Here is a 19,812-nt window from a genome sequence, read left to right on the forward strand (position 1 = left end):
AAGCGAGGAGTAAACAATGGGGAAAATTGTTCAGCTGGATGAGGCATTATCCAATAAAATAGCAGCGGGTGAAGTGGTGGAGCGGCCCGCGTCCGTTGTAAAAGAACTTGTTGAAAATGCCGTCGACGCGGGCAGTTCCATTGTCGAAATCGAATTGGAGGAAGCGGGCCTTGCTAAAATCCGCATTATCGATAATGGCGATGGCATCTTGCCAGACGATGTGGAGACGGCATTCAAACGCCATGCCACCAGCAAAATCAAAGATGAAAATGACCTTTTCAGGATACGGACCTTGGGCTTCCGCGGTGAGGCACTGCCCAGCATCGCCTCTGTTTCCCGCTTCGAATTGAAAAGCAGTACAGGTGAAGCCGCCGGTACACGAATCAAACTCGAAGGCGGATTAATAAAGGAACTTGAGGCTGCAGCCAGCCGAAAAGGGACGGATATTATTGTTACAGACCTATTTTACAATACACCGGCAAGGTTGAAATACATGAAAACGGTCCATACGGAGCTTGGCAACATTACGGATGTCGTGAACAGGCTGGCCCTTGCCCATCCTGAAGTTTCGCTCCGTATGACCCATAATGGCAGAAAACTGCTGCACACGAATGGAAACGGAGATGTCCGGCAAGTGCTGGCAGCCATTTATGGAATCAATATTGCAAAGAAAATGATACCGGTCGAGGCGACTTCGCTGGATTTTTCGGTGAAAGGATTTATCGCTCTTCCGGAAATCACAAGGGCATCCAGGAACTATATTTCTACCATGATAAACGGCCGTTTTATAAAGAATTACCCTCTCGCCAATTCCATTCTGGAAGGGTACCATACATTATTGCCTATTGGCCGGTATCCCATTGCCCTGCTTTCGATTGAAATGGATCCAATCCTGGTTGATGTAAATGTCCACCCTGCTAAAATGGAAGTACGCTTGAGTAAGGAAATGGAGCTGACCCAGCTTGTATCCGAGGCGATCAAAACAGCATGGAGAAAAATGGAGCTGATTCCGAGCGGTGCAGGTACCATTAAAAAAGCACAGGCAAAGACAGAGCAGCCTTCATTTGAACTTGATCATATTTCAGCCAGCGGGGATCTGGTCAGTGAACCTGCACAATTCTACCAGACCCTTGTTCGAGAGGCCGATTTCAAACCAGCTATCCCTACACAGGAATTAAAACGGGAACCCATCGAGCCGGAACCGCAAAACATGATAAAAGACAAGGAAACAGCTTTTACTGACATGGCACCTGAAGGAGAGGCCGGCTTTGACTTCAGTCCTTTCGACACATTGGATGAAAAACCAACTGAAACGCCAGCCTCGCGGGTACCGCCAATGTATCCAATTGGCCAGATGCACGGTACGTATATCTTTGCCCAGAATGAAAAAGGCCTGTATATCATAGACCAGCATGCTGCGCAAGAACGGATCAAATATGAATTTTTCTCTGAAAAAGTGGGGCAGGTGGCAGAAGAACTACAGGAGATGCTTGTGCCGATCACACTTGAATATGCAACCGATGAATGCATCCGGATTAATGAATACAAAGAAGAGCTTGCCAACGTAGGCGTCTTTCTGGAGGAATTCGGATACAATTCTTATATCGTGCGCTCTCATCCGCAATGGTTCCCGCCAGGAATCGAACAGCAAATTATCGAAGAAATGATCGAACAGCTGCTTTTGATGAAAAAGGTGGATATCAAAAAGCTAAGGGAAGAAGCGGCAATCCTTATGAGCTGCAAGGCTTCCATCAAAGCCAACCGCCATTTGCGGAATGATGAAATCCAGGCATTGCTGGATAAACTACGGCAGACTACAGACCCCTTCACCTGCCCGCACGGCCGCCCGATTATCATCTCTTATTCCACATATGAAATGGAGAAAATGTTTAAGAGGGTGATGTGAAGCGAACGGGGTCTCTAGTAAAGCACCAATCTATCCACATATAGATTGGTGCTTTTTCGCTTTGAACCATTACAGCAATCCTCTACAACTATGATATACTTCCTATAAACATTATCGTTTAAAAGGATTGAGTTGTTTGAATAGAAAAGAGCAGAAGGAACTCACGAAAAAGCAAATATTTGAAACATCGATATCCCTCTTTATCGAGAAAGGCTATGAGAATGTATCAATTGATTCGATCGTAAAGAGCCTTGGCCTGTCAAAAGGGGCTTTTTATCATCATTTCGTTTCAAAAGACGCTATCTTAATCGAGTTTTACAATAATATGATCGATGATTTAGTTGCTGATTTGCTTACTGTCGTTAAAACAAATAGACAGCTCGCTGCTCAGGATATTCTAGAGCGGATTTTTGAGAAAATCAGTTTATTTTGTGCCGAAAAGCAACGAATCATAAAAATCATAATCAGTGATTCTTATAAAACTAATATCTCATTGGAAGAAGTGTTCATACATGAAGTTTCTACAATCATTGTTAATGTCCTGAACATGGCCAAAGAAGAAATCTACCAAGAAACTACCCGTGTTTCGAGGTATACCAGTACCTTATTGTTTTATGAAGTAAAATATATCTGTTTGGATGTGAAAGGGGTTTATAATAAAGAAAATATACCTAAGCGGTTTAGGGATATTTTTCATTTGATTGTTAACGGGGCCTTTAAGGCTAAATGACTCTTTCGACCATGATTCGATCTTTATCCACTTCAAATATATTATGAAGTGCCTGATGCTTGAATGAGAATCCGGCAATCAGGCCTCGATTGAATGTAATTGGATAAGGATTATTATTTAAATCCACTAGATAGTTCCCTTTTACAGGAAGGACAGAAAAGCCTGCGTTCAGTTGCTGGTGGTTCATTTTATATATATCGTTTAAGTCAACCTCCAAAAACTCATAGAAAGAACCCTTAATTGGGGCCGGAGCCGGGGCCGCATGGGCAATATTGGCGCCAATTCTCTTTAATGTGCTGCTTCCCACTTTTTCCTCGACATGGAATAAACAATCAACCATGCTCGCTGTTGAAATCCATTCATCTTCCGGATTTATTTTATGCTTCCGCAAAAAGTATTCAGCTAATTCAGTCTTATGGCATAACGCCTGTAAAAGGGATGTTGTGAATATAGATGAATTGCTTTTTGCCTGCACGGTTATGACCTGCCTTTCTCTTTCTCATTTCCTCTCATTCTCTTATTATACTACAACCAGCATTTGTTAACAAATACCAGTAAAAAGTCCAATTATTGACAGGTCTCTAAATATTATAATATATTTAACATACTACAGTCGGTAAATGCGTAATCTTATAAAAATCAAAGTCTTGCTGATAATTTGTTTTTATACCTATCTATTTTTGATTTAGCGGGAGGTTGAAAAGCATGGCAGTTGGATTCGATACCAGTTTGGATAGCAAAGCTTGGGAACATTTTTACGAGAAAGGAACTGACGATATACCGTTGCACTATGTCAGGAAAGGTAATGGCCAGCCCGTAATCCTGTTGCATGGGTGGCCTGGTTTTTGGTTTGATTGGAGATATGTCATCCCGGGGCTATCTCAACATTGCGATGTCATCGCTCCGGATTTCCGCGGCTTTGGCGATTCGGGCAAACCGGAGATCCAGCCGTCTGAAGGGTATACTCCCGGGCATCTAGCGAGTGACATCATTAACCTGATGAATACATTAAACATACAAAAAGCGGTTTTTGTAGCGCATGATATAGGAGCAACCGTGTCCCAAACGATTGCGCGTGATTATCCTGAGTATGTAAAGGGGCTGGTCCTGCTGAATCCGCCTTATCCCGGAATTGGCAGCCGGCGCTTCGACGCCTCCATCCAAAAGGAGTTCTGGTACCAGCATCTTCACAGCTTACCGCTAGCTGAAATGCTGATAGGCGGCTCAGCTGACAGCATCAATCATTATATTTCCCATTTTTATCATCATTGGAAAGGAAAGAAGTCTACCATAACAGCTGGCGATTTAGCGGATATTATCAGAGTTTATAGCAGGCCTGGCCATTTTAATAAAAGCATTGCCTATTATAAAGCCCGGGCGGCCGCTAAAACTGTTCAAGCTGTTAATCAATATTCGAGTCTTCCAATCCATCAAACGACCAAAGTTTTATGGGGGGAGGACGATCCAGTAATTCCCGTTTCCTGGTCGGATAAACTAGGGGAACATTTTTCTGATGTAACGTTAGAAACATTGCCGGGAATCGGCCATTTTGTCCCGTTTGAGGCACCTGAAAGAGTAATAGACGCGGTACTGGCGTTAGCTTGATTATTGAAAATTGGGCAATGGGTGAGCCAGTCGTTATTAATGATATTTCTTGTAACCAGCAAATCAGCTGGTTTTTTTATTACAGCCAGCTAAAAGAATATTGTAGAAATACATCATCATCATTGCTGAATTGCTTCTGTTAATGAAATGATTGTTATAATATAATTTCATAGATTATAAAAATATCATAATACATACTAGGAATGCACATAAGCGCATTAAATAATGAATCAGGTTACAGTGGAGGGGAAAATGAAGAGTCATTTAGAGGAAATATACAAAAAAGCCGCAACATTATATGGGAAACATCCCAATGTGGATGCTGTCATGCTGGCTGGGTCTGTATCGAGGAAGTTGAATGATCAGTTTTCTGACATCGAAATATATATATTATGGGACCGTGAACCTGCTGATATCGATCGAAAAGAGTTTATTAAACAATTAAACGGAACTGTCATTTCATTTTACGATTATGAAGATGAAGAATGGTCTGAAGCTTACCACGTTGACGGGATTAAAATTGAAGTAAGCAACTTTTTATCATCCTCTATCAGGCGAATATTAAAAGAGGCAGCGATTAACACTGTAATAGATATCGATATACAATGTATAGCATCTTCCGTAAAGGATGGGGTTCCCTTATATGGGGAATCACTAATAAAGGAGTTTAAGCAGGAAGTTGAAGTATATCCGGAAAATTTAAGAAGAGCAATGGTAGAAAGTCAGCTTTTCTTCAGCAGCAGGTGGTCCGCACGATACACGTTCATCAATAGGAAAGATTTTTTTCTTTTTCAAAAGGTAGTGATGGATGTAATTGAAAAGATGCTGTTAATGCTGCATGGCTTGAATGGCATGTACGTGGCCCATCCGGGATTTAAGTGGTTATCATATACTTTAAGCGAAATGAAATATAAGCCAATCAATCTTGAATCTCGCATTCATGAAATAATCTATTCGCAAACAATGGATGGCGTTGTTGATTTGGAAAGGCTATTGGCAGAAACAGTCGATTTAATTAAAATACATATGCCATCCATAGATGTGAGCAGTTTTGAAAAGGCAATAAAAATAACCCGGTAAATTACTTGTTACCAGAGGTTCGCAACCACTGTGTTTTTTAAAAGACTACAGTGGTTTTTGTTTGACCAAAACAAAGTTCATTATTTAGCCTGTGGTTCCTTCTTTCAGCTTTACTGTATCAGAAGCCTTTACCATTTCGATAAATTTCTTAAGGGCACTTGTTATGAATAAATCATTTCTGTGGATAAATATCGTCGTGACTTTCCCAAAATCATTCGGCAGGGGGTAACAGCTTAGAGAATTGCTGGATTGCAAATCTTTCACTACTGACCTTGGCAGGAGAGTAATGCCGAAACCTGACATTACACACCCTAATATCGCTTCAAGACTTCCGAATTCCATGACCTGAACCGGGAGCAGGCCCTCAAGCCTTAGCCAGGCCTCCAGCCGTGAGCGGTAGGAACATCCCTGGCGGAAAACAAGGATCGGCTTTCTTAGCATTTCCCGAACATTGTCGATTCCATTTTCGTTTAGTGGATCTGTAACCAAAACAAGGTCTTCTTTCAGGATTGGTTGTTGGGTTAACTCCGGGTGCTCAATGGGTCCTGCTACAAATGCCCCATCAAGCTCATATTGAAGCACGGCTTCAACCAGCTGTTCGGTGGGGCCAGTTTTTAGTGACAGGTTTACTTCAGGGAATTGCTTATGGTATTTTGCAAGAGCTGGAGGCAATCTTACGGCTGCTGTTGTTTCCATTGAACCAATTGAAACAGATCCTCTAGGAAAAGGAGAGTCCTGTACAGCCTTTTTCGTTTCATCAAGCAAATGAAGGATTCGATTTGCATAATCAATGAGGGTCTTTCCTGCTTGTGAGGGGGTAACGCCTTTACTATGCCTGTAAAATAACTGGGTGCCAAGATCAGACTCGAGCTGCTTGATTCTTGCTGTGACATTGGACTGAACGAAATTTAATTCTTTTGCTGCTTTGCTAATATTTCCTGCTTTTGCAACCGTCAAAAATACTTTAAGACTGGTAGTATCCATCTGAATCTCCTTCATTTTAGCGAAATGTATCAAAAAAAATGATAGATATAATCTTCTTTATTCATTTTCAACGATACTATTATTAATTTACAATATTAGTATCAATTGAAAAAGGGGGCAATGGATGAAAAGAAAAACTTCCTTCCTTCTTGCTGGCGGGATATGCGCATTGATAGTGGCCATGGGAATAGGGCGGTTTGCTTATACACCAATATTGCCGCTTATGAAATTCTCAGCGGGATTATCGGAAGATAAAACGGGATACCTAGCATCCGCCAATTATGCGGGATACCTGCTTGGGGCGGCAATGTCTGGCTTAGTAAAAGGACATGGAAAACTCAGAATCTTCTTGAATGGGAGTTTGATTGCATGCATACTTACATTGGCAGGGATGGGAATTGCCGATTATTATGGTACATGGTTATTCTTGAGATTTATTGCTGGTGCAGCAAGCGGTTTAATATTTGTCCTGTCTTCCAGCATTGTCCTGGATGAATTGGCAAGAAAAGGAAGAAGTATACTGTCGGGCATTTTTTATAGCGGTGTAGGGATGGGAATCTTTATTAGCGGAATCATTGTCCCTGTTTCAAATCATTTTGTTCCATGGCAGGGCATATGGCTTGTCCTTTCAATCCTTTCCATATCCTTGAGTGTTGTAGTGTTCATTTCTTTCAATGCAGCTCAACTCAACGAAGATGAAAATCATGCACAGCAAAATACAAAAATGACGACGACCCATCCAATCCTCATTTGGCTAATTATTGCATACGGCTTAGAGGGGTTGGGGTATATTGTCAGCGGAACTTTCCTGGTCGATATGGTGAGGGGCATTGAAGGGACAGGTGCAATTTCTTCTCTCACCTGGATTATTGCCGGGCTTGCTGCTATTCCGTCTACATACCTTTGGATGGCGCTAGTTAACCGATTGGATTATATAAAATCCCTTTGTACTGCACTCATCATCCAGGCGGTTGGAATAGCATTGCCGGTGATGTTTCAAAATCCCTTTGGTGCGATACTCGGCGCATTCCTTTTTGGGGCAACTTTCATGGGAATCACAGCAATGGCCACATCCTATGCAAGGATGCTGCAACCATCTGGGAGTAATCGAATAATAGCTATCTTAACTGTTGTTTATGGCTTGGGCCAGATCATTGGACCGGCAGGCGCCGGTCTTTTGGTGCATAAATCAGGTAATTATTCCATAGCCTTCGTCCTGGCTTCAGGAATACTATTGCTGGCCGTTTTCCTGTTGGCAGCTGGAACACTGTTTACTAAAAAAAGAGAAAGGAAGATGAACTATGCCATACGTAAATATTAAAATAACGAATGAAGGAGCAACAGCTGAACAAAAACAGGAGCTTATTGCGGGGGTAACAAATCTCCTTAAAGATGTATTGGGGAAAAACCCGGCTACCACTGTAGTGGTCATTGATGAGGTATCTACAGATAATTGGGGCATTGCGGGGGAAAATGTTACATCACGCCGGAAAAAGGGACTGTAAACAGTTCCATTCATTAAAATGGCCGTTGAAGGTGTTTTTCACACATAAAACGGTTAACGCACCTTAAATAACGGATATCAAAAAGCCACAAGTTTTCCCGCTTGTGGCCTTTTTAGCGTTATCTTATCTGCGTAAACAGAAAGTATCTAAACGCACAAATGCAATTTTTCTTGTGATGCAAAAATGTTCTTGGGAACTAGTGCTTTGTCAGATTTTCATGTTTTTTCCTGTTGTAGTGCCGTTTGGCTTTAGCCCGGTTGCCGCAGTCCTCCATTGAACACCACCTGCGGCTTTTGTTCCTGCTTGTATCCAAGAACAGCCACCCGCATGTCCCGCCTTCACATTGCTTAACCCTTTTTTTATCTTCAGAGGTGAGAAGGTCCATTGCTGACTGGACGATAGGCCATATCATTTGATCAAGCTCCTTTGTACCATTAAATGAAAGTCTATAGCTTGCAGAGGGCTTAATAATCTCCAGATAAGAAAAGGACCTTTTGATCCACCTGTTTAAGACAGCCAGGTCTTCTCTATTTATTTCTCCTTTATATATTTCATCCTTAAAAATCCTGTATATTGCTTCTCTTAATTCGATTGCTTCCGTATAAACCTGGTTTGCTTCATCCGCAAATTGGATAGATTGGATTAGCAATTCATTTTTCTTTTCTTCTGTGATGACTCCAGCATGAACACTCCATTTTGCGAGCTGGCCATAATCCGAAATCCATTCCTGCGGTTCGCTGCTTGCATGCCAGCCGACTGTATTTGCAAAATCAAGGCACAAGCTTTCACCTAATACAGTTAAGCGCGTTATATCACTTCTGTCTTTAGACATGTCCATGCTCCTTTCATGCTTATTATAACCACTTATGATAATAATTGACAGTTAGAAATAAATGGGATAATATATAACCATCAAAAATACTTTTAAAGGGTTATGTCCTAAGGGGGGATGCTTGCCAACCATTCTCATTACCTTTTCTTATCGTTGGATCTATGGCTCTTTGGATTGGCTAATGTTCGGTTTTTATTTCCATAACATTCACACGTACTTGTTTGAAAGGAAAATAATAAGACGAGAGCGGGTTGAAAGGAGATTATGATGGATAAAAAATCGGTGCTTTTACAGCAGTTGACGATGCTCCACAATAGGGACGGGTGGTTTGTATCATTTGATCATGCCGTTAAAGGGCTTACAAGTGAGCAGGCTTCATGGAAGACAGGGGAATCCACTAATTCGATATGGGAGATAGTAAACCACCTGAGATTTTGGAATCAACGTTATTTGAACAGTTTTAAAGGAATTGTAACTGGTAAGATGGAGGGGGATAATGATAGCACTTTTATAAACCTGGATCATTTAAACTGGGCAGAAACAATCGCGAGTGTAGTGGAAATATTTAGAGAGTGGCACAATGCTGTGAAGGAATGTGAGCAGGAAAAGCTTGATAGTCCCGTGCCACATGATTCGGGGACGACATGGGGCCAAGCGCTGTCAAACCTAACGATCCATACAGCCTACCATATCGGTCAAATAGTGCACATCAGGAAAACTCAAGGGTCCTGGGGTCCTGAACTGGGAGTGGATTAATGCACAATAATACGATTGAAGAAGAAAGAACTGGCTGCCAGTAGTCCTTTCTTCTTTTCTTTTACTGCGGCTGGGGTAAATTCAACGCTGTTTGCGAAGTTGTTAAGTCGACCTTTAGTTGTTCATTCATATTGTATGGATGGTAAAACCCTTTTGAAATCATGTAGTCTGTGACTTGCTCATGCATATTGATAGCAGTGTTTAATTGTGAATGGAGAGCAGCCCTGACCTCAGGGGTGGCTGTTTCAGTAACTGCAAATGAATACATTTTCACTGCAGACTTCGCCGCGATCAAAAGATCGGTGGCAATCACCTGATCAGTCATGTCGCCCATGCCGGTTATATTTTGGATAATCTCGTTCATTTTTGAATTACCTCCTATTGTTTTGGCATAAACTGAAGCAATTGCTCGATTTCCTGTTTGGATTGTTTGACATCTAGCGCAAGCAGGCGTTTTAACTCGTCATCTTTCGCCAATGCACCCATCGTAGAAGATTTTGTTAAACAGTTATTTTTGAATGTCAATAACTCGTGCAATTCGAGGGTTTCGTGAAGCCCTAAATTCTGTTGCATACTTTACCTCCTCCACTGGATAATTTTAATCCCATTAGTTACCCGCTTATTAACAAAACGGTCAATAGAGAAAACTTTTTACTTTCACCTTTATTATGGTAGGGAAGAAAAATATTATTCTCTCCTGTTGATTAAATCGTTCATTATTAAGGAGAGCCTCGAAATAGCCTGTTCCATTTCCTCAAGTGAGGCATAGGAATAAGAAATTCTTATGTATTGGTCCGCATCCCGGTCGTAAATAGTACCCGGATTAAGCAGGATCCCTTCCTTCAAAGCTGTTTCGAAAAGCTCCCGCATGGAAATCGAGGGAATGATGTGGAGCCAAATGTAGAAACCGCCGCTTGGGACGCTCCACGATGCAACTCCTCCAAAATGTTGTTCCAAAAGCTTGATTGTTGAATTTCTTCGGTATTTTAATTCCTTCCTGACTTGGTTCAAATGGTCTTGATATAGCCCTGTTGACAGCCACTCTGCCGCAGCCCATTGTGATAATGAACTGGAACCGTAATCTGTTTGCATTTTAATATCCGCCAATCGGTCCATCACGGGTTCCGGGCCCGCTATCCAGCCGATCCTCAATCCTGGACTTACGGTTTTGGAAAAGCTGCCCACATAAAGGACGTTTCCATTTTTATCATGGCTCTTTAACGGCAACGGGGGCGGATTATCAAGCCAAAGATCCCTGTATACATCGTCCTCCACTACGGGCAGCCTTTGTTGTTCGCTGGTAGCCAGTAAATCGTGTCTTCGTTTTTCGGACATGAGAATGCCGGTTGGATTATGGAAGGATGGTATGATATATAACAAATCACCGCCATACTGCCTTTTATATTTGCAAACGAGTGATGGTTGAATGCCTTCCTGGTCCACCGGGACTCCGACTAATTTCATTCCTGCAGATTGAAAAACATGGACAGAATTTAGATAAGAAGGTTTTTCAAGCAGTACGCTAGAACCTCGATGCAATAGGCCGACTGAAATTAACTGTAAAGCCTGCAGGGCACCGGATACGATCAGGATGGAAGAAGGGGTAGTTTGAATGCCGATTCTTTGTAAATGATCAGCGAGCGCTGTCCGTAAGAATAAATCTCCCTTTGGTTCAGGGTACCCTAAAGAAATTTGCCGATTAGACGTACGGTTCCATATCTTATGCATCTGACCATGCGGCAATAGGTGCGGGGACAATTCTCCAGTTCCAAGCCGAATTATGTTTGGATGAAACTCTGCTCGGTTGATCTCCTGGATGGTCGGCATGTTTGGCTTATATGTACCAGATTGAACGTATGTATCCCAATCCAATGGAGGATCTGCAGCAAGGACACTCCATGTATTATTAATAACCCTCGTTCCACCGCCTTTTTTCCCTGCAAGCAACCCTTGGGCTGCCAGTTCATCCACGGCGGAAACAACGGTACTTCGATTCACTTCAAGCATATCAGAAAGTTGCCTCTGTGAAGGTATTCTTGTGCCTACAGGCCACTCCCCTTTCAGTATTTTCCCTTTTATATACTCCTCAATTTGCTTATGCAATGGGACATGCGACTTGCGATTTGGTTTCCAGCCTAAATCTTTCATACTCATCCACCTCCTTTACATTATATAATTTGGTTGGTGTCACTACCATCCAAATGGATGGAGACATAAATTCAGCAGTTTTATAAAATGAAGAAAAAGTGGTAAAGGAGGATTTGCATGTTTAATGTACTGATGCATGGTATAGTACTGGCATTTGGTTTGATTCTGCCCTTAGGTGCACAAAATGTGTTTGTTTTTCAGCAGGGTGCTTCGCAGAGAAGTTTCTGGAGGGCTCTGCCTGTAGTAATTACAGCGGCTGTATGTGACACGCTCCTTATTATCCTTGCTGTGACAGGGATTTCGGTCCTGGTATTGGCAAATGATTGGTTTAAAGTTGTCTTAATGAGCAGCGGAGTCATTTTTTTAGTGTATATGGGTTGGATGACATGGAAAAGCCGTCCGGCCAAAATCGAGGATAAAGCAGAAGCATTTTCATTTAAAAGGCAGATGGTCTTTGCTGCCACCATTTCTCTATTAAACCCTCATGCAATCATCGATACAATCGGTGTCATTGGCACAAGTTCGCTGCAATATTCCGGAACCGCCAAGATTGTATTCAGTATATCTTGTATCACCGTTTCATGGGTATGGTTTGCCTCATTGGCCGTGGCTGGCAGAATGTTAAGCCGGATTGATTCCTCAGGAAAGCTGATGACCTTCTTAAATAAAATATCCGCCCTCATCATGTGGGGAATTGCCATTTATTTGGCGAAAGCAATATTTCCTAATTAATTTTTTAATGAAGGAAAAATCCCGAATAAATTACGTATGTTTTGTACATAATGAGTAGATGTTTAACAGCTATCGTTCCAATTATGGTAAGATAGGGAAAAATAAGTAAGGCAGTGGAGTATTTGGAGACCAAAACAGCTAAACTTCTTGTGATCATCGGGCCTACCGCGGTAGGGAAAACAAAATTGAGCATCGAGCTTGCTAAAAGGTTCAATGGAGAGGTGATTAGCGGCGATTCCATGCAGGTGTATAAGGGGATGGATATCGGTACTGCCAAGATCACTGAAGCAGAAAAAGAAGGGATTCCCCATTATCTTATCGATATAAAGGAGCCGGATGAACCATTTAATGCGGCAGAATTCCAGGACTGTGTGAATCAAATAATACCAGAGATACATAAAAGAGGGAAACTTCCGATCATTGTCGGCGGTACAGGGTTATATATACAATCTGTGATATATGATTATCATTTTTCAGAAGCACCATCCGATCCAGGATACCGCAGCCAGCTTGAAAGACAGGTAGAGGAAGAAGGCATAGAACCTGTTTTTGCGAAACTGCGTGCCATTGATCCTGAAAGTGCGGAAAGGATACATCCGAACAATGTAAGGAGGGTGATCCGGGCTCTTGAAATACACCATTGTACTGGCAAGACTATGAGCGAGCAACTTTCTGGACAACCGAACAGACTGAAATATGACACGGCAATCATCGGATTGACGATGGACCGGGAAAAACTGTACAACCGCATAAATGAAAGGGTAGACTTAATGATATCGCAAGGATTGGTTGATGAAGTCCGTTTCTTCCATGAAAAGGGGCTGAGAGATTGTGGCTCCATCCAGGCCATAGGCTACAAAGAGCTTTATGCGTATTTTGATGGTGAATTGAGTTTGGAAGAGGCAATCGCTTTATTGAAGCAGAATTCCCGGCGATATGCGAAGCGCCAGCTGACCTGGTTCCGCAATAAAATGGACGTTAGCTGGATCGACATGACTGATACCGATAATTTTTCAAAAAAACTTGATGAAATATCCGCTTTTATTGCAGGAAAGCTCTCATTAAAAGCGAATAAATAAAAAATAGAGAGAATAGAGGAGGATTTAGTTATGAAGCAATCCGTCAATATCCAAGACCAATTTTTAAACCAATTACGTAAAGATGGCACGTATTGTACCGTGTTTTTATTAAACGGGTTTCAAATAAGAGGGCAAATAAAAGGGTTTGACAACTTTACCGTTCTTTTTGAATCTGAAGGAAAACAGCAGTTGGTATTCAAGCACGCCATATCCACTTTCGCGCCGCAGCGCAATGTCCAAATTGATTTGGACTCAAAAGAATAACATCGGCTTAAACAGGCATTTCATAGATGCCTGTTTTTTTTGTACTGGATTTTCCTCTGAGTTCCTCAGGCTGCAGATGAATATCAGGTTAACGCTTCCACATCTAAAAAGTCCTACATAGGGGTATGAAAACATAGTGCGGGAATCGAGCGGGGGAAAAGTCCTGCATCGAGGCTATTAATGACAAGATGCGGGAATCGGGCAGGGGAAATAACCTTCATCCCCAAAATGGAAAACAAAATCCAGGAATCCAGCAATGGAAAATTTCTGCATCGGAGACATGAAGAACAAAATCGTGAATCCGGCATTGGAAATGTCTCAAATCGGAGATATGAGGGAGAAAGTCCTGGAGCCGAGCATGGGAATGTCCTACATCGGAGATAAAGGATAAAATCCTCGTCTCCAAAAGGGGAAATGACCTTCATCGAGGATAATAAGAAGAATCAAGTAACCCTGTTTTTTTGCAACAAAGTATACTGTCTTTCCTATTTATTGAATACATATAAAGGTAGGAAATATTTCTTGGGAAACCGCAGGAACTGACAATCATGCGATGCGGGGCGTGTTGAGTAACAGCGTAATTTGTCGGGAAAATGGCGGAAACATAAAGATTTGTTTGGTTTTGTAATAATTTTGGTTTTTGATCGGGCAATTTTCATCACAACACTTTGCATACTGTTTCGGAATGGAGAGGTGAAGGCGTTGGAACAACCGATCCGTATGAAAAATAACGGACAAATTAATGTTGTCTTGAATGGACAAAAACGAAAAATGTTAAAAAAGGATCCTCCTATTGAACTTCAGGATAGAGAGATTCCTTTGCAGCATATAGCCTTAAAGGAAATTGAGGAGGAATTGGGAACACTGGTTGGAATGGATCAAATGAAACGGATGATAAAAGAAATCTACGCGTGGATTTATGTGAATAAAAAGCGGGAAGAACGCGGGCTGAAGGCCGGAAGGCAAGCCTTGCACATGATGTTTAAAGGCAATCCCGGCACGGGTAAAACAACAGTAGCAAGATTGATTGGGAAGCTCTTTTTAAAAATGCAAGTCCTCTCCAAGGGTCATCTGATCGAAGCCGAAAGGGCGGATTTAGTCGGGGAATATATTGGGCACACTGCCCAGAAAACAAGGGATTTGATAAAAAAAGCAATAGGGGGGATTCTGTTTATAGATGAAGCCTATTCCCTTGGCAGGGGCGGTGAAAAGGACTTTGGCAAGGAAGCGATCGATACCCTGGTGAAGCATATGGAGGACCGGCAGCATGAATTCATCCTGATCCTTGCAGGGTACTCCCGGGAAATGGATTATTTCCTAACTCTCAATCCAGGGCTTCACTCTCGTTTTCCAATCGTTGTTGACTTCCCTGATTATTCCATTGACCAGCTCGTTGACATTTCTAGAAGAATGCTGGTAGAACGGGAATATATCATGAGTCGGGATGCCGAACGTAAACTAAGGGATCACCTTTCGTATGTAAAAAATGTGCTGGCGCCAATGTCTTTTTCGAACGGTCGCTATATCCGCAACGTCCTTGAAAAGTCCATCCGTTCCCAGGCTATGAGGCTATTAGTTGAAGATACCTATGACAAGAATGATCTGTTAACTTTAAGGAGCCAGGATTTAGTGTTTGAAGAGGACGGATAAAGTGTCGTGCAGTAAATCAAGGTTAGGGAGGAATGTAAAAATGGCAACCAAAGAAATTACCATTTATACGACCAATACTTGTCCTTATTGTGTGCAGGCCAAGAATTTTCTTCATGAACAGCGTCTTCCCTATAAGGAAGTGAATGTGCAGGAGGATTATCAAGCAGCGCAACGGCTAGTGGAAGAAACAGGCCAAATGGGGGTTCCCCAGATTAATGTCAATGGAAACTGGGTGTTCGGTTTTGATCCCCAGGCGATCATGACGTTTGCAAGCAGGGATATATAACCTTATAAACAAATATGACAGCTGATTGGCTGTCTTTTTTGTTGTATACATTATAGGAATGTTTTCAATTGAAATATTATTAAGATTTTACGAATAATACACTTAAAATTGATAAATAATTAAGAGGTTCATAATGAATAACAATGAAAAACGGACCATTGATTCAAAATATATTCAGCAGCATTTAGCCAATGAACGAACCTATCTTGCCTGGATCAGAACAAGCATTACGATTATAGGTGTAGGATTCTTAATAACAAATCTTCATTTTTCATCCCGATCAACGGCTTCGCTTGTTGCTGATATCCTGGCACAAATCATTGGATTTGCTTCAATTGCTGTTGGAATTATTACATTAGTGATGGCATCTATCAGCTATTTTAAAAAAGGAAAGGATATTAATCAACAGACCTTTAAATTTCCAAGGGTGACAGTCATATTGTTATCCCTAGTATTGCTGCTAATCTTTCTTTGCTTTGGCGCCTATTATGTGTTTGTCTGGACCTGATTTACCTGAAAACATCATTATGGCCAGATATAAGGTTTACTTACTATGGAAGGAAATGAACTCTATGAAAAATAAAGTGACCAGCCCTAATTCTGGTCACTTTTATTTTGCACCTTGAGCTGGTTAAAGCTAAGAAATATTATTTATTTAAGTATACGTTTGGCGCCAACATAGTGGTCCTTCCAATAAATTGTAGCTAGGGACACAGTGCTGACTCCTTTTGATTGTGTGGCTGCAATGAACTTATTTTCCCCAATATAAATTCCGACGAAAGAGACTTTGGTCCCGGAGGTTTTAAAGAAAACCAAGTCCCCTGCCATAAGGTTTTTCTGTTTTACTGAAGTTCCTTTTTTATATTGTTCCATGACCGTTCTTGGAAGCTTCGTTTTTACGGACGAAGTATTATATACATATTGCACGAAGCCTGAAGCATCAAATCCTTTTGGAGTAGTACCCCCATATTTGTATGGTTTCCCGACATTCTGTTTGGCAATTTTCACGATCCCCTGCTGCGCCGTGACTTTTTGGACGGCCTTTGCTTGTATAGGCGAAACAATGAAACTGAATACCAAAGACCATATCAAAGCGATAGATAATAAAAATTTGGGGCTTTTCAATGACACTTGCACATTCATTCTTTTCCTCCTGGTAAATAAATTTATTTTCACATACTTAGTCGCCCAATTAACTGAAAAGTTACAAATAAACAGGCAATTTTTTCATTATAAATAAAATTATTACAATTCCTTTATGATTTATTACCAAAAAATGTACATTTGGAATATGAAAAAAGCAGTAATTAAGCACAAGCTGAAAGAATTATAATGTGGCTGTATACTAGATTGATATTAAAAAAATTGAAAGGGTTTTCTGTCTTTCCGTTAATGCCACACTTGGTTAAGGGGATATATAAAATCGGAGCCATTCGGTTCAATGAAAAAATATCAGTACCAATGCCCCCAACCTGGTTTAAACTCCATGAAGCCAAAAAAAGGCGGAAATGCCGTTTTTATTTATTCCTCCTGCTTGAATTCATTTTGGAATGTTTGATTTTTTTGTTATGATGGGTAGGGAACTCTTAAGGATGGTGAGTTTTTTTGGAACACAAGGAAAAAGAACGAGTCATATTAATCGGATGCCAAACGACAGAGGATGATTTGCGTTATGAATATTCTTTGGAAGAGCTTGCGTCCCTCACGAAAACAGCGGACGGCGAGGTTTTAATCACGGTTACCCAGAAAAGGGACCGAGTGCATCCATCTACATACATAGGAAAAGGAAAGGTCGAGGAACTGGGGTACATTGAAGAAGAACTGGAACCCGATTTAATGATCTTCAATGATGAGCTTTCGCCAAGCCAAATCAGGAACCTGTCCCAACATTTTAAGGCAAGGGTCATTGACCGGACCCAACTGATTCTTGACATTTTTGCACAGAGAGCTCGATCAAGGGAAGGCAAGCTTCAGGTCGAGCTTGCACAGCTGCAGTATTTGCTGCCAAGATTGGCCGGACAAGGTACCTCCCTTTCACGTCTGGGAGCGGGAATCGGGACGAGAGGGCCCGGGGAGACAAAGCTTGAGAGCGACAGACGCCATATCCGCCGCAGGATCGACGATATAAAAGAACAACTTGAAACCGTCGTTAAGCACAGGGAGCGTTATCGTGAGAGAAGAAAGCGTAACAAAACGTTTCAGGTGGCCTTGGTAGGCTATACCAATGCAGGTAAATCAACCTTGTTCAACCGATTGACGGAAGCAGATTCGTTTGAAGAAAACCTGCTTTTTGCCACTCTGGATCCGATGACGAGAAAGTCGATACTGCCGAGTGGTTTCACCGTCCTTTTAACTGATACAGTAGGCTTTATAGAAGATTTGCCTACAACATTGATTGCCGCATTCAGGTCCACTCTGGAAGAACTGAAGGAAGCGGATCTGCTTCTCCATGTGGTGGATTCATCTGCCCCCGATTATTTCAATCATGAAAAGACGGTCTGGGAGCTTCTTTCCGATCTTGAGGTAAACCATATACCTGAGCTGACACTATATAATAAGAAGGATTTGCAAAATCCAGACTTTGTGCCAACTTCAAAGGGAAAATCCATGATCATCTCTGCGTTTGAAGAAAAGGACCTGGAAGCTGTGCTGGCGCAAATTGAAGAAACGGTGATTAGTGAAATGGAAGCTTACCATGTATTCCTGCCGGCCAGTGAGGGTAAGTTGCTTTCCCAGCTTAAAAATGAAAGCATCATGCGTTCTTTATCCTTTGACGAACAAAAGGAAAGTTATGAGTGTAAAGGGTATTCTTTAATTGACCATCCTTTAACCGGACAACTAAAGAAATATGTAAAATAAAGGAGAAACAAATGTACGGGGATTTACAAAACGGAACATATTTAAAGGATCTTTCAGATGCTGTAGAGGCAATGGTTGCAACTGTACATAAAGAAGTGGATGAAAAAATCGAAACCAACCAATACAGGGTTCTGCAAAGTTTTCAAAAACATAAAGTCAGCGATTCACATTTCATTCCATCAACTGGTTATGGATATGATGATGCCGGAAGGGATACATTGGAAATGGTGTATGCTGAAGTGCTTGGAGGGGAGGCGGGCCTGGTCCGCCCTCAAATCATCTCAGGGACCCATGCAATATCCATAGCCCTGTTTGGGGTATTGCGGCCTGGAGACGAGCTTGTATACATAACCGGCAAACCGTATGATACGCTGGAAGAGATTGTTGGAATAAGAGGAAGCGGGAAGGGATCGTTGAAGGAATTTGGGATAGGCTACAGCACTGTGCCGCTGACTGAAGCAGGAAAAATCGATTTCGAGGCGGTTCAAAATGCAATTACACCGAAAACAAAAATGATCGGGATCCAACGTTCAAAAGGATATGCGACGCGGCCTTCCTTTACGGTGGATGAAATCAGGGATATGATTCATTGTGTGAAAGAAATCAAACCGGATATGGTGGTCTTTGTTGATAATTGTTACGGTGAATTTGTCGAGACACTTGAACCTTGCCACGTCGGAGCGGATTTAATGGCCGGTTCACTGATTAAAAACCCGGGTGGAGGTCTGGCCAAGACCGGGGGTTATATTGTCGGGAAAAAAGAATGGGTCGATTTGTGCTCATACAGGTTAACTTCACCAGGGATAGGAGCAGAGGCCGGGGCATCCCTATACAGCCTTCAGGAAATGTATCAAGGCTTTTTTCTTGCTCCCCATGTAGTAGGACAAGCCTTAAAAGGCGCGATTTTCACATCGGCACTTCTTGGAAAACTGGGGATGAACACATCTCCTGTATGGAATGCGAAACGGACAGACTTGATCCAATCAGTCCAATTTGATGACCGCGATAAGATGGTCGCATTTTGCCAGGCAATTCAATTTGCATCACCTGTGAATTCCCATGTCACTCCTTACCCAAGCTATATGCCCGGCTATGAAGATGATGTGATCATGGCTGCTGGTACATTCATACAGGGCGCAAGCATAGAGCTTACTGCCGATGGGCCAACCAGACCGCCGTATGTTGCTTATGTACAGGGCGGCCTTACCTATGCCCATGTAAAAATAGCGGTGCTGACTGCCGTTGATTCTTTAATCGAGAAGAAATTAATTTCTATTGCGTAGCTGTCAATGACAAGTAAACTAATTTCTGATTTTTTATTTAATTGTTATGTTATTTAACCTAACATAACATTGACAGAAAACATTACATGATATATAGTCTTAGTAAGCAAACA

At 41.8% G+C, this 19,812-nt stretch carries 22 protein-coding genes; 15 read left to right on the plus strand and 7 right to left on the minus strand.

Annotated features, from left to right (window positions below; genetic code table 11):
- The first annotated feature begins 16 nt into the window (after positions 1-16).
- Both mutL and D0466_RS17600 read left to right on the plus strand, forming a co-directional pair.
- Complete coding sequence (mutL, locus tag D0466_RS17595) at positions 17-1,906, plus strand: DNA mismatch repair endonuclease MutL (protein ID WP_117323859.1); 1,890 nt, start codon at positions 17-19, stop codon at positions 1,904-1,906.
- Positions 1,907-2,042: 136 nt separating this feature from the next.
- Positions 2,043-2,636 carry a TetR/AcrR family transcriptional regulator gene (locus tag D0466_RS17600; RefSeq protein WP_117323860.1) on the plus strand — a complete coding sequence of 198 codons (594 nt, stop codon included), beginning with the start codon at positions 2,043-2,045 and terminating at the stop codon, positions 2,634-2,636.
- On the opposite strand, the gene D0466_RS17605 is transcribed toward D0466_RS17600, so the two are convergent.
- On the minus strand, positions 2,629-3,111 hold the full coding sequence (locus D0466_RS17605; RefSeq protein ID WP_117323861.1) for a hypothetical protein: 483 nt from the start codon (positions 3,109-3,111) through the stop codon (positions 2,629-2,631). The two genes, D0466_RS17600 and D0466_RS17605, sit on opposite strands and share 8 nt — an antisense overlap.
- Before the next feature lie 230 nt (positions 3,112-3,341).
- Here D0466_RS17605 and D0466_RS17610 point away from each other — a divergent pair, with 230 nt between their 5' ends.
- On the plus strand, positions 3,342-4,241 hold the full coding sequence (locus D0466_RS17610) for an alpha/beta fold hydrolase (protein WP_117323862.1): 900 nt from the start codon (positions 3,342-3,344) through the stop codon (positions 4,239-4,241).
- Positions 4,242-4,466: 225 nt separating this feature from the next.
- Positions 4,467-5,321 carry a DUF4037 domain-containing protein gene (locus D0466_RS17615; protein WP_117323863.1) on the plus strand — a complete coding sequence of 285 codons (855 nt, stop codon included), beginning with the start codon at positions 4,467-4,469 and terminating at the stop codon, positions 5,319-5,321.
- 84 nt (positions 5,322-5,405) lie between these two features.
- On the opposite strand, the gene D0466_RS17620 is transcribed toward D0466_RS17615, so the two are convergent.
- Positions 5,406-6,305, minus strand: a complete 900-nt coding sequence (locus D0466_RS17620) for a LysR family transcriptional regulator (protein ID WP_117323864.1) — start codon at positions 6,303-6,305, stop codon at positions 5,406-5,408.
- A gap of 124 nt (positions 6,306-6,429) precedes the next feature.
- Here D0466_RS17620 and D0466_RS17625 point away from each other — a divergent pair, with 124 nt between their 5' ends.
- Both D0466_RS17625 and D0466_RS17630 read left to right on the plus strand, forming a co-directional pair.
- Positions 6,430-7,626 carry a YbfB/YjiJ family MFS transporter gene (locus D0466_RS17625; RefSeq protein ID WP_117323865.1) on the plus strand — a complete coding sequence of 399 codons (1,197 nt, stop codon included), beginning with the start codon at positions 6,430-6,432 and terminating at the stop codon, positions 7,624-7,626.
- Positions 7,607-7,810 carry a 2-hydroxymuconate tautomerase family protein gene (locus D0466_RS17630; RefSeq protein ID WP_117323866.1) on the plus strand — a complete coding sequence of 68 codons (204 nt, stop codon included), beginning with the start codon at positions 7,607-7,609 and terminating at the stop codon, positions 7,808-7,810. The genes D0466_RS17625 and D0466_RS17630 overlap by 20 nt, the downstream gene beginning before the upstream one ends.
- Before the next feature lie 196 nt (positions 7,811-8,006).
- Here D0466_RS17630 and D0466_RS17635 read toward each other — a convergent pair whose 3' ends face one another.
- Positions 8,007-8,642 (minus strand): CGNR zinc finger domain-containing protein, encoded by a 636-nt coding sequence (locus D0466_RS17635; RefSeq protein ID WP_158555940.1) that lies wholly within the window; start codon positions 8,640-8,642, stop codon positions 8,007-8,009.
- 264 nt (positions 8,643-8,906) lie between these two features.
- On the opposite strand from D0466_RS17635, the gene D0466_RS17640 reads away from it, so the two are divergent.
- On the plus strand, positions 8,907-9,398 hold the full coding sequence (locus tag D0466_RS17640) for a DinB family protein (RefSeq protein WP_233522691.1): 492 nt from the start codon (positions 8,907-8,909) through the stop codon (positions 9,396-9,398).
- A 61-nt stretch (positions 9,399-9,459) separates the two neighbouring features.
- Here D0466_RS17640 and D0466_RS17645 read toward each other — a convergent pair whose 3' ends face one another.
- From D0466_RS17645 to D0466_RS17655, 3 genes are all read right to left on the minus strand, one after another.
- Positions 9,460-9,762, minus strand: a complete 303-nt coding sequence (locus D0466_RS17645; protein ID WP_117323869.1) for a spore coat protein — start codon at positions 9,760-9,762, stop codon at positions 9,460-9,462.
- Between the two features lie 14 nt (positions 9,763-9,776).
- Positions 9,777-9,971: a hypothetical protein gene (locus D0466_RS17650; RefSeq protein ID WP_117323870.1), complete on the minus strand. Its 195-nt coding sequence runs from the start codon at positions 9,969-9,971 to the stop codon at positions 9,777-9,779.
- Positions 9,972-10,085: 114 nt separating this feature from the next.
- Positions 10,086-11,546: an aminotransferase-like domain-containing protein gene (locus D0466_RS17655; protein WP_117323871.1), complete on the minus strand. Its 1,461-nt coding sequence runs from the start codon at positions 11,544-11,546 to the stop codon at positions 10,086-10,088.
- A gap of 117 nt (positions 11,547-11,663) precedes the next feature.
- Between D0466_RS17655 and D0466_RS17660 the strand changes: the two genes are divergently transcribed.
- The 6 genes from D0466_RS17660 (at position 11,664) to D0466_RS17685 (ending at position 16,065) form a co-directional block, all read left to right on the plus strand.
- The gene (locus D0466_RS17660; RefSeq protein ID WP_117323872.1) at positions 11,664-12,278 is read left to right on the plus strand and encodes a LysE/ArgO family amino acid transporter; all 615 of its coding nucleotides are present in this window, start codon (positions 11,664-11,666) and stop codon (positions 12,276-12,278) included.
- Between the two features lie 122 nt (positions 12,279-12,400).
- The gene (miaA, locus tag D0466_RS17665; RefSeq protein ID WP_117323873.1) at positions 12,401-13,357 is read left to right on the plus strand and encodes a tRNA (adenosine(37)-N6)-dimethylallyltransferase MiaA; all 957 of its coding nucleotides are present in this window, start codon (positions 12,401-12,403) and stop codon (positions 13,355-13,357) included.
- Positions 13,358-13,387: 30 nt separating this feature from the next.
- Positions 13,388-13,621: an RNA chaperone Hfq gene (hfq, locus tag D0466_RS17670; protein WP_117323874.1), complete on the plus strand. Its 234-nt coding sequence runs from the start codon at positions 13,388-13,390 to the stop codon at positions 13,619-13,621.
- Between the two features lie 702 nt (positions 13,622-14,323).
- Positions 14,324-15,271 (plus strand): stage V sporulation protein K, encoded by a 948-nt coding sequence (spoVK, locus tag D0466_RS17675; protein WP_117323909.1) that lies wholly within the window; start codon positions 14,324-14,326, stop codon positions 15,269-15,271.
- A gap of 40 nt (positions 15,272-15,311) precedes the next feature.
- Positions 15,312-15,557 carry a glutaredoxin family protein gene (locus D0466_RS17680; RefSeq protein ID WP_117323875.1) on the plus strand — a complete coding sequence of 82 codons (246 nt, stop codon included), beginning with the start codon at positions 15,312-15,314 and terminating at the stop codon, positions 15,555-15,557.
- Between the two features lie 133 nt (positions 15,558-15,690).
- Positions 15,691-16,065, plus strand: a complete 375-nt coding sequence (locus D0466_RS17685; RefSeq protein ID WP_117323876.1) for a YidH family protein — start codon at positions 15,691-15,693, stop codon at positions 16,063-16,065.
- Between the two features lie 143 nt (positions 16,066-16,208).
- On the opposite strand, the gene D0466_RS17690 is transcribed toward D0466_RS17685, so the two are convergent.
- A complete protein-coding gene (locus tag D0466_RS17690) occupies positions 16,209-16,700 on the minus strand; it encodes a C40 family peptidase (protein WP_117323877.1) in 492 nt (163 codons plus the stop codon).
- Positions 16,701-17,162: 462 nt separating this feature from the next.
- Here D0466_RS17690 and hflX point away from each other — a divergent pair, with 462 nt between their 5' ends.
- Positions 17,163-18,416 (plus strand): GTPase HflX, encoded by a 1,254-nt coding sequence (gene hflX, locus D0466_RS17700; RefSeq protein ID WP_117323879.1) that lies wholly within the window; start codon positions 17,163-17,165, stop codon positions 18,414-18,416.
- An 11-nt stretch (positions 18,417-18,427) separates the two neighbouring features.
- Positions 18,428-19,699 carry a methionine gamma-lyase family protein gene (locus D0466_RS17705; protein ID WP_117323880.1) on the plus strand — a complete coding sequence of 424 codons (1,272 nt, stop codon included), beginning with the start codon at positions 18,428-18,430 and terminating at the stop codon, positions 19,697-19,699.
- Positions 19,700-19,812 lie beyond the last annotated feature (113 nt).

It is taken from the genome of Peribacillus glennii (genome assembly GCF_003429105.1).
In the GTDB taxonomy this organism is placed as follows: domain Bacteria; phylum Bacillota; class Bacilli; order Bacillales; family DSM-1321; genus Peribacillus; species Peribacillus glennii.

Excerpts from the sequence above, each read along its gene's own strand:
- mutL (WP_117323859.1), top strand. The coding sequence starts at position 17 with ATGGGGAAAATTGTTCAGCTGGATGAGGCATTATCCAATAAAATAGCA.
- D0466_RS17610 (WP_117323862.1), top strand. The coding sequence starts at position 3,342 with ATGGCAGTTGGATTCGATACCAGTTTGGATAGCAAAGCTTGGGAACAT.
- D0466_RS17615 (WP_117323863.1), top strand. The coding sequence starts at position 4,467 with ATGAATCAGGTTACAGTGGAGGGGAAAATGAAGAGTCATTTAGAGGAA.
- D0466_RS17620 (WP_117323864.1), bottom strand. The coding sequence starts at position 6,305 with ATGGATACTACCAGTCTTAAAGTATTTTTGACGGTTGCAAAAGCAGGA.
- D0466_RS17625 (WP_117323865.1), top strand. The coding sequence starts at position 6,430 with ATGAAAAGAAAAACTTCCTTCCTTCTTGCTGGCGGGATATGCGCATTG.
- D0466_RS17630 (WP_117323866.1), top strand. The coding sequence starts at position 7,607 with ATGCCATACGTAAATATTAAAATAACGAATGAAGGAGCAACAGCTGAA.
- D0466_RS17635 (WP_158555940.1), bottom strand. The coding sequence starts at position 8,642 with ATGTCTAAAGACAGAAGTGATATAACGCGCTTAACTGTATTAGGTGAA.
- D0466_RS17640 (WP_233522691.1), top strand. The coding sequence starts at position 8,907 with ATGATGGATAAAAAATCGGTGCTTTTACAGCAGTTGACGATGCTCCAC.
- D0466_RS17645 (WP_117323869.1), bottom strand. The coding sequence starts at position 9,762 with ATGAACGAGATTATCCAAAATATAACCGGCATGGGCGACATGACTGAT.
- D0466_RS17650 (WP_117323870.1), bottom strand. The coding sequence starts at position 9,971 with ATGCAACAGAATTTAGGGCTTCACGAAACCCTCGAATTGCACGAGTTA.
- D0466_RS17655 (WP_117323871.1), bottom strand. The coding sequence starts at position 11,546 with ATGAAAGATTTAGGCTGGAAACCAAATCGCAAGTCGCATGTCCCATTG.
- D0466_RS17660 (WP_117323872.1), top strand. The coding sequence starts at position 11,664 with ATGTTTAATGTACTGATGCATGGTATAGTACTGGCATTTGGTTTGATT.
- hfq (WP_117323874.1), top strand. The coding sequence starts at position 13,388 with ATGAAGCAATCCGTCAATATCCAAGACCAATTTTTAAACCAATTACGT.
- D0466_RS17680 (WP_117323875.1), top strand. The coding sequence starts at position 15,312 with ATGGCAACCAAAGAAATTACCATTTATACGACCAATACTTGTCCTTAT.
- D0466_RS17685 (WP_117323876.1), top strand. The coding sequence starts at position 15,691 with ATGAATAACAATGAAAAACGGACCATTGATTCAAAATATATTCAGCAG.
- D0466_RS17690 (WP_117323877.1), bottom strand. The coding sequence starts at position 16,700 with ATGAATGTGCAAGTGTCATTGAAAAGCCCCAAATTTTTATTATCTATC.
- D0466_RS17705 (WP_117323880.1), top strand. The coding sequence starts at position 18,428 with ATGTACGGGGATTTACAAAACGGAACATATTTAAAGGATCTTTCAGAT.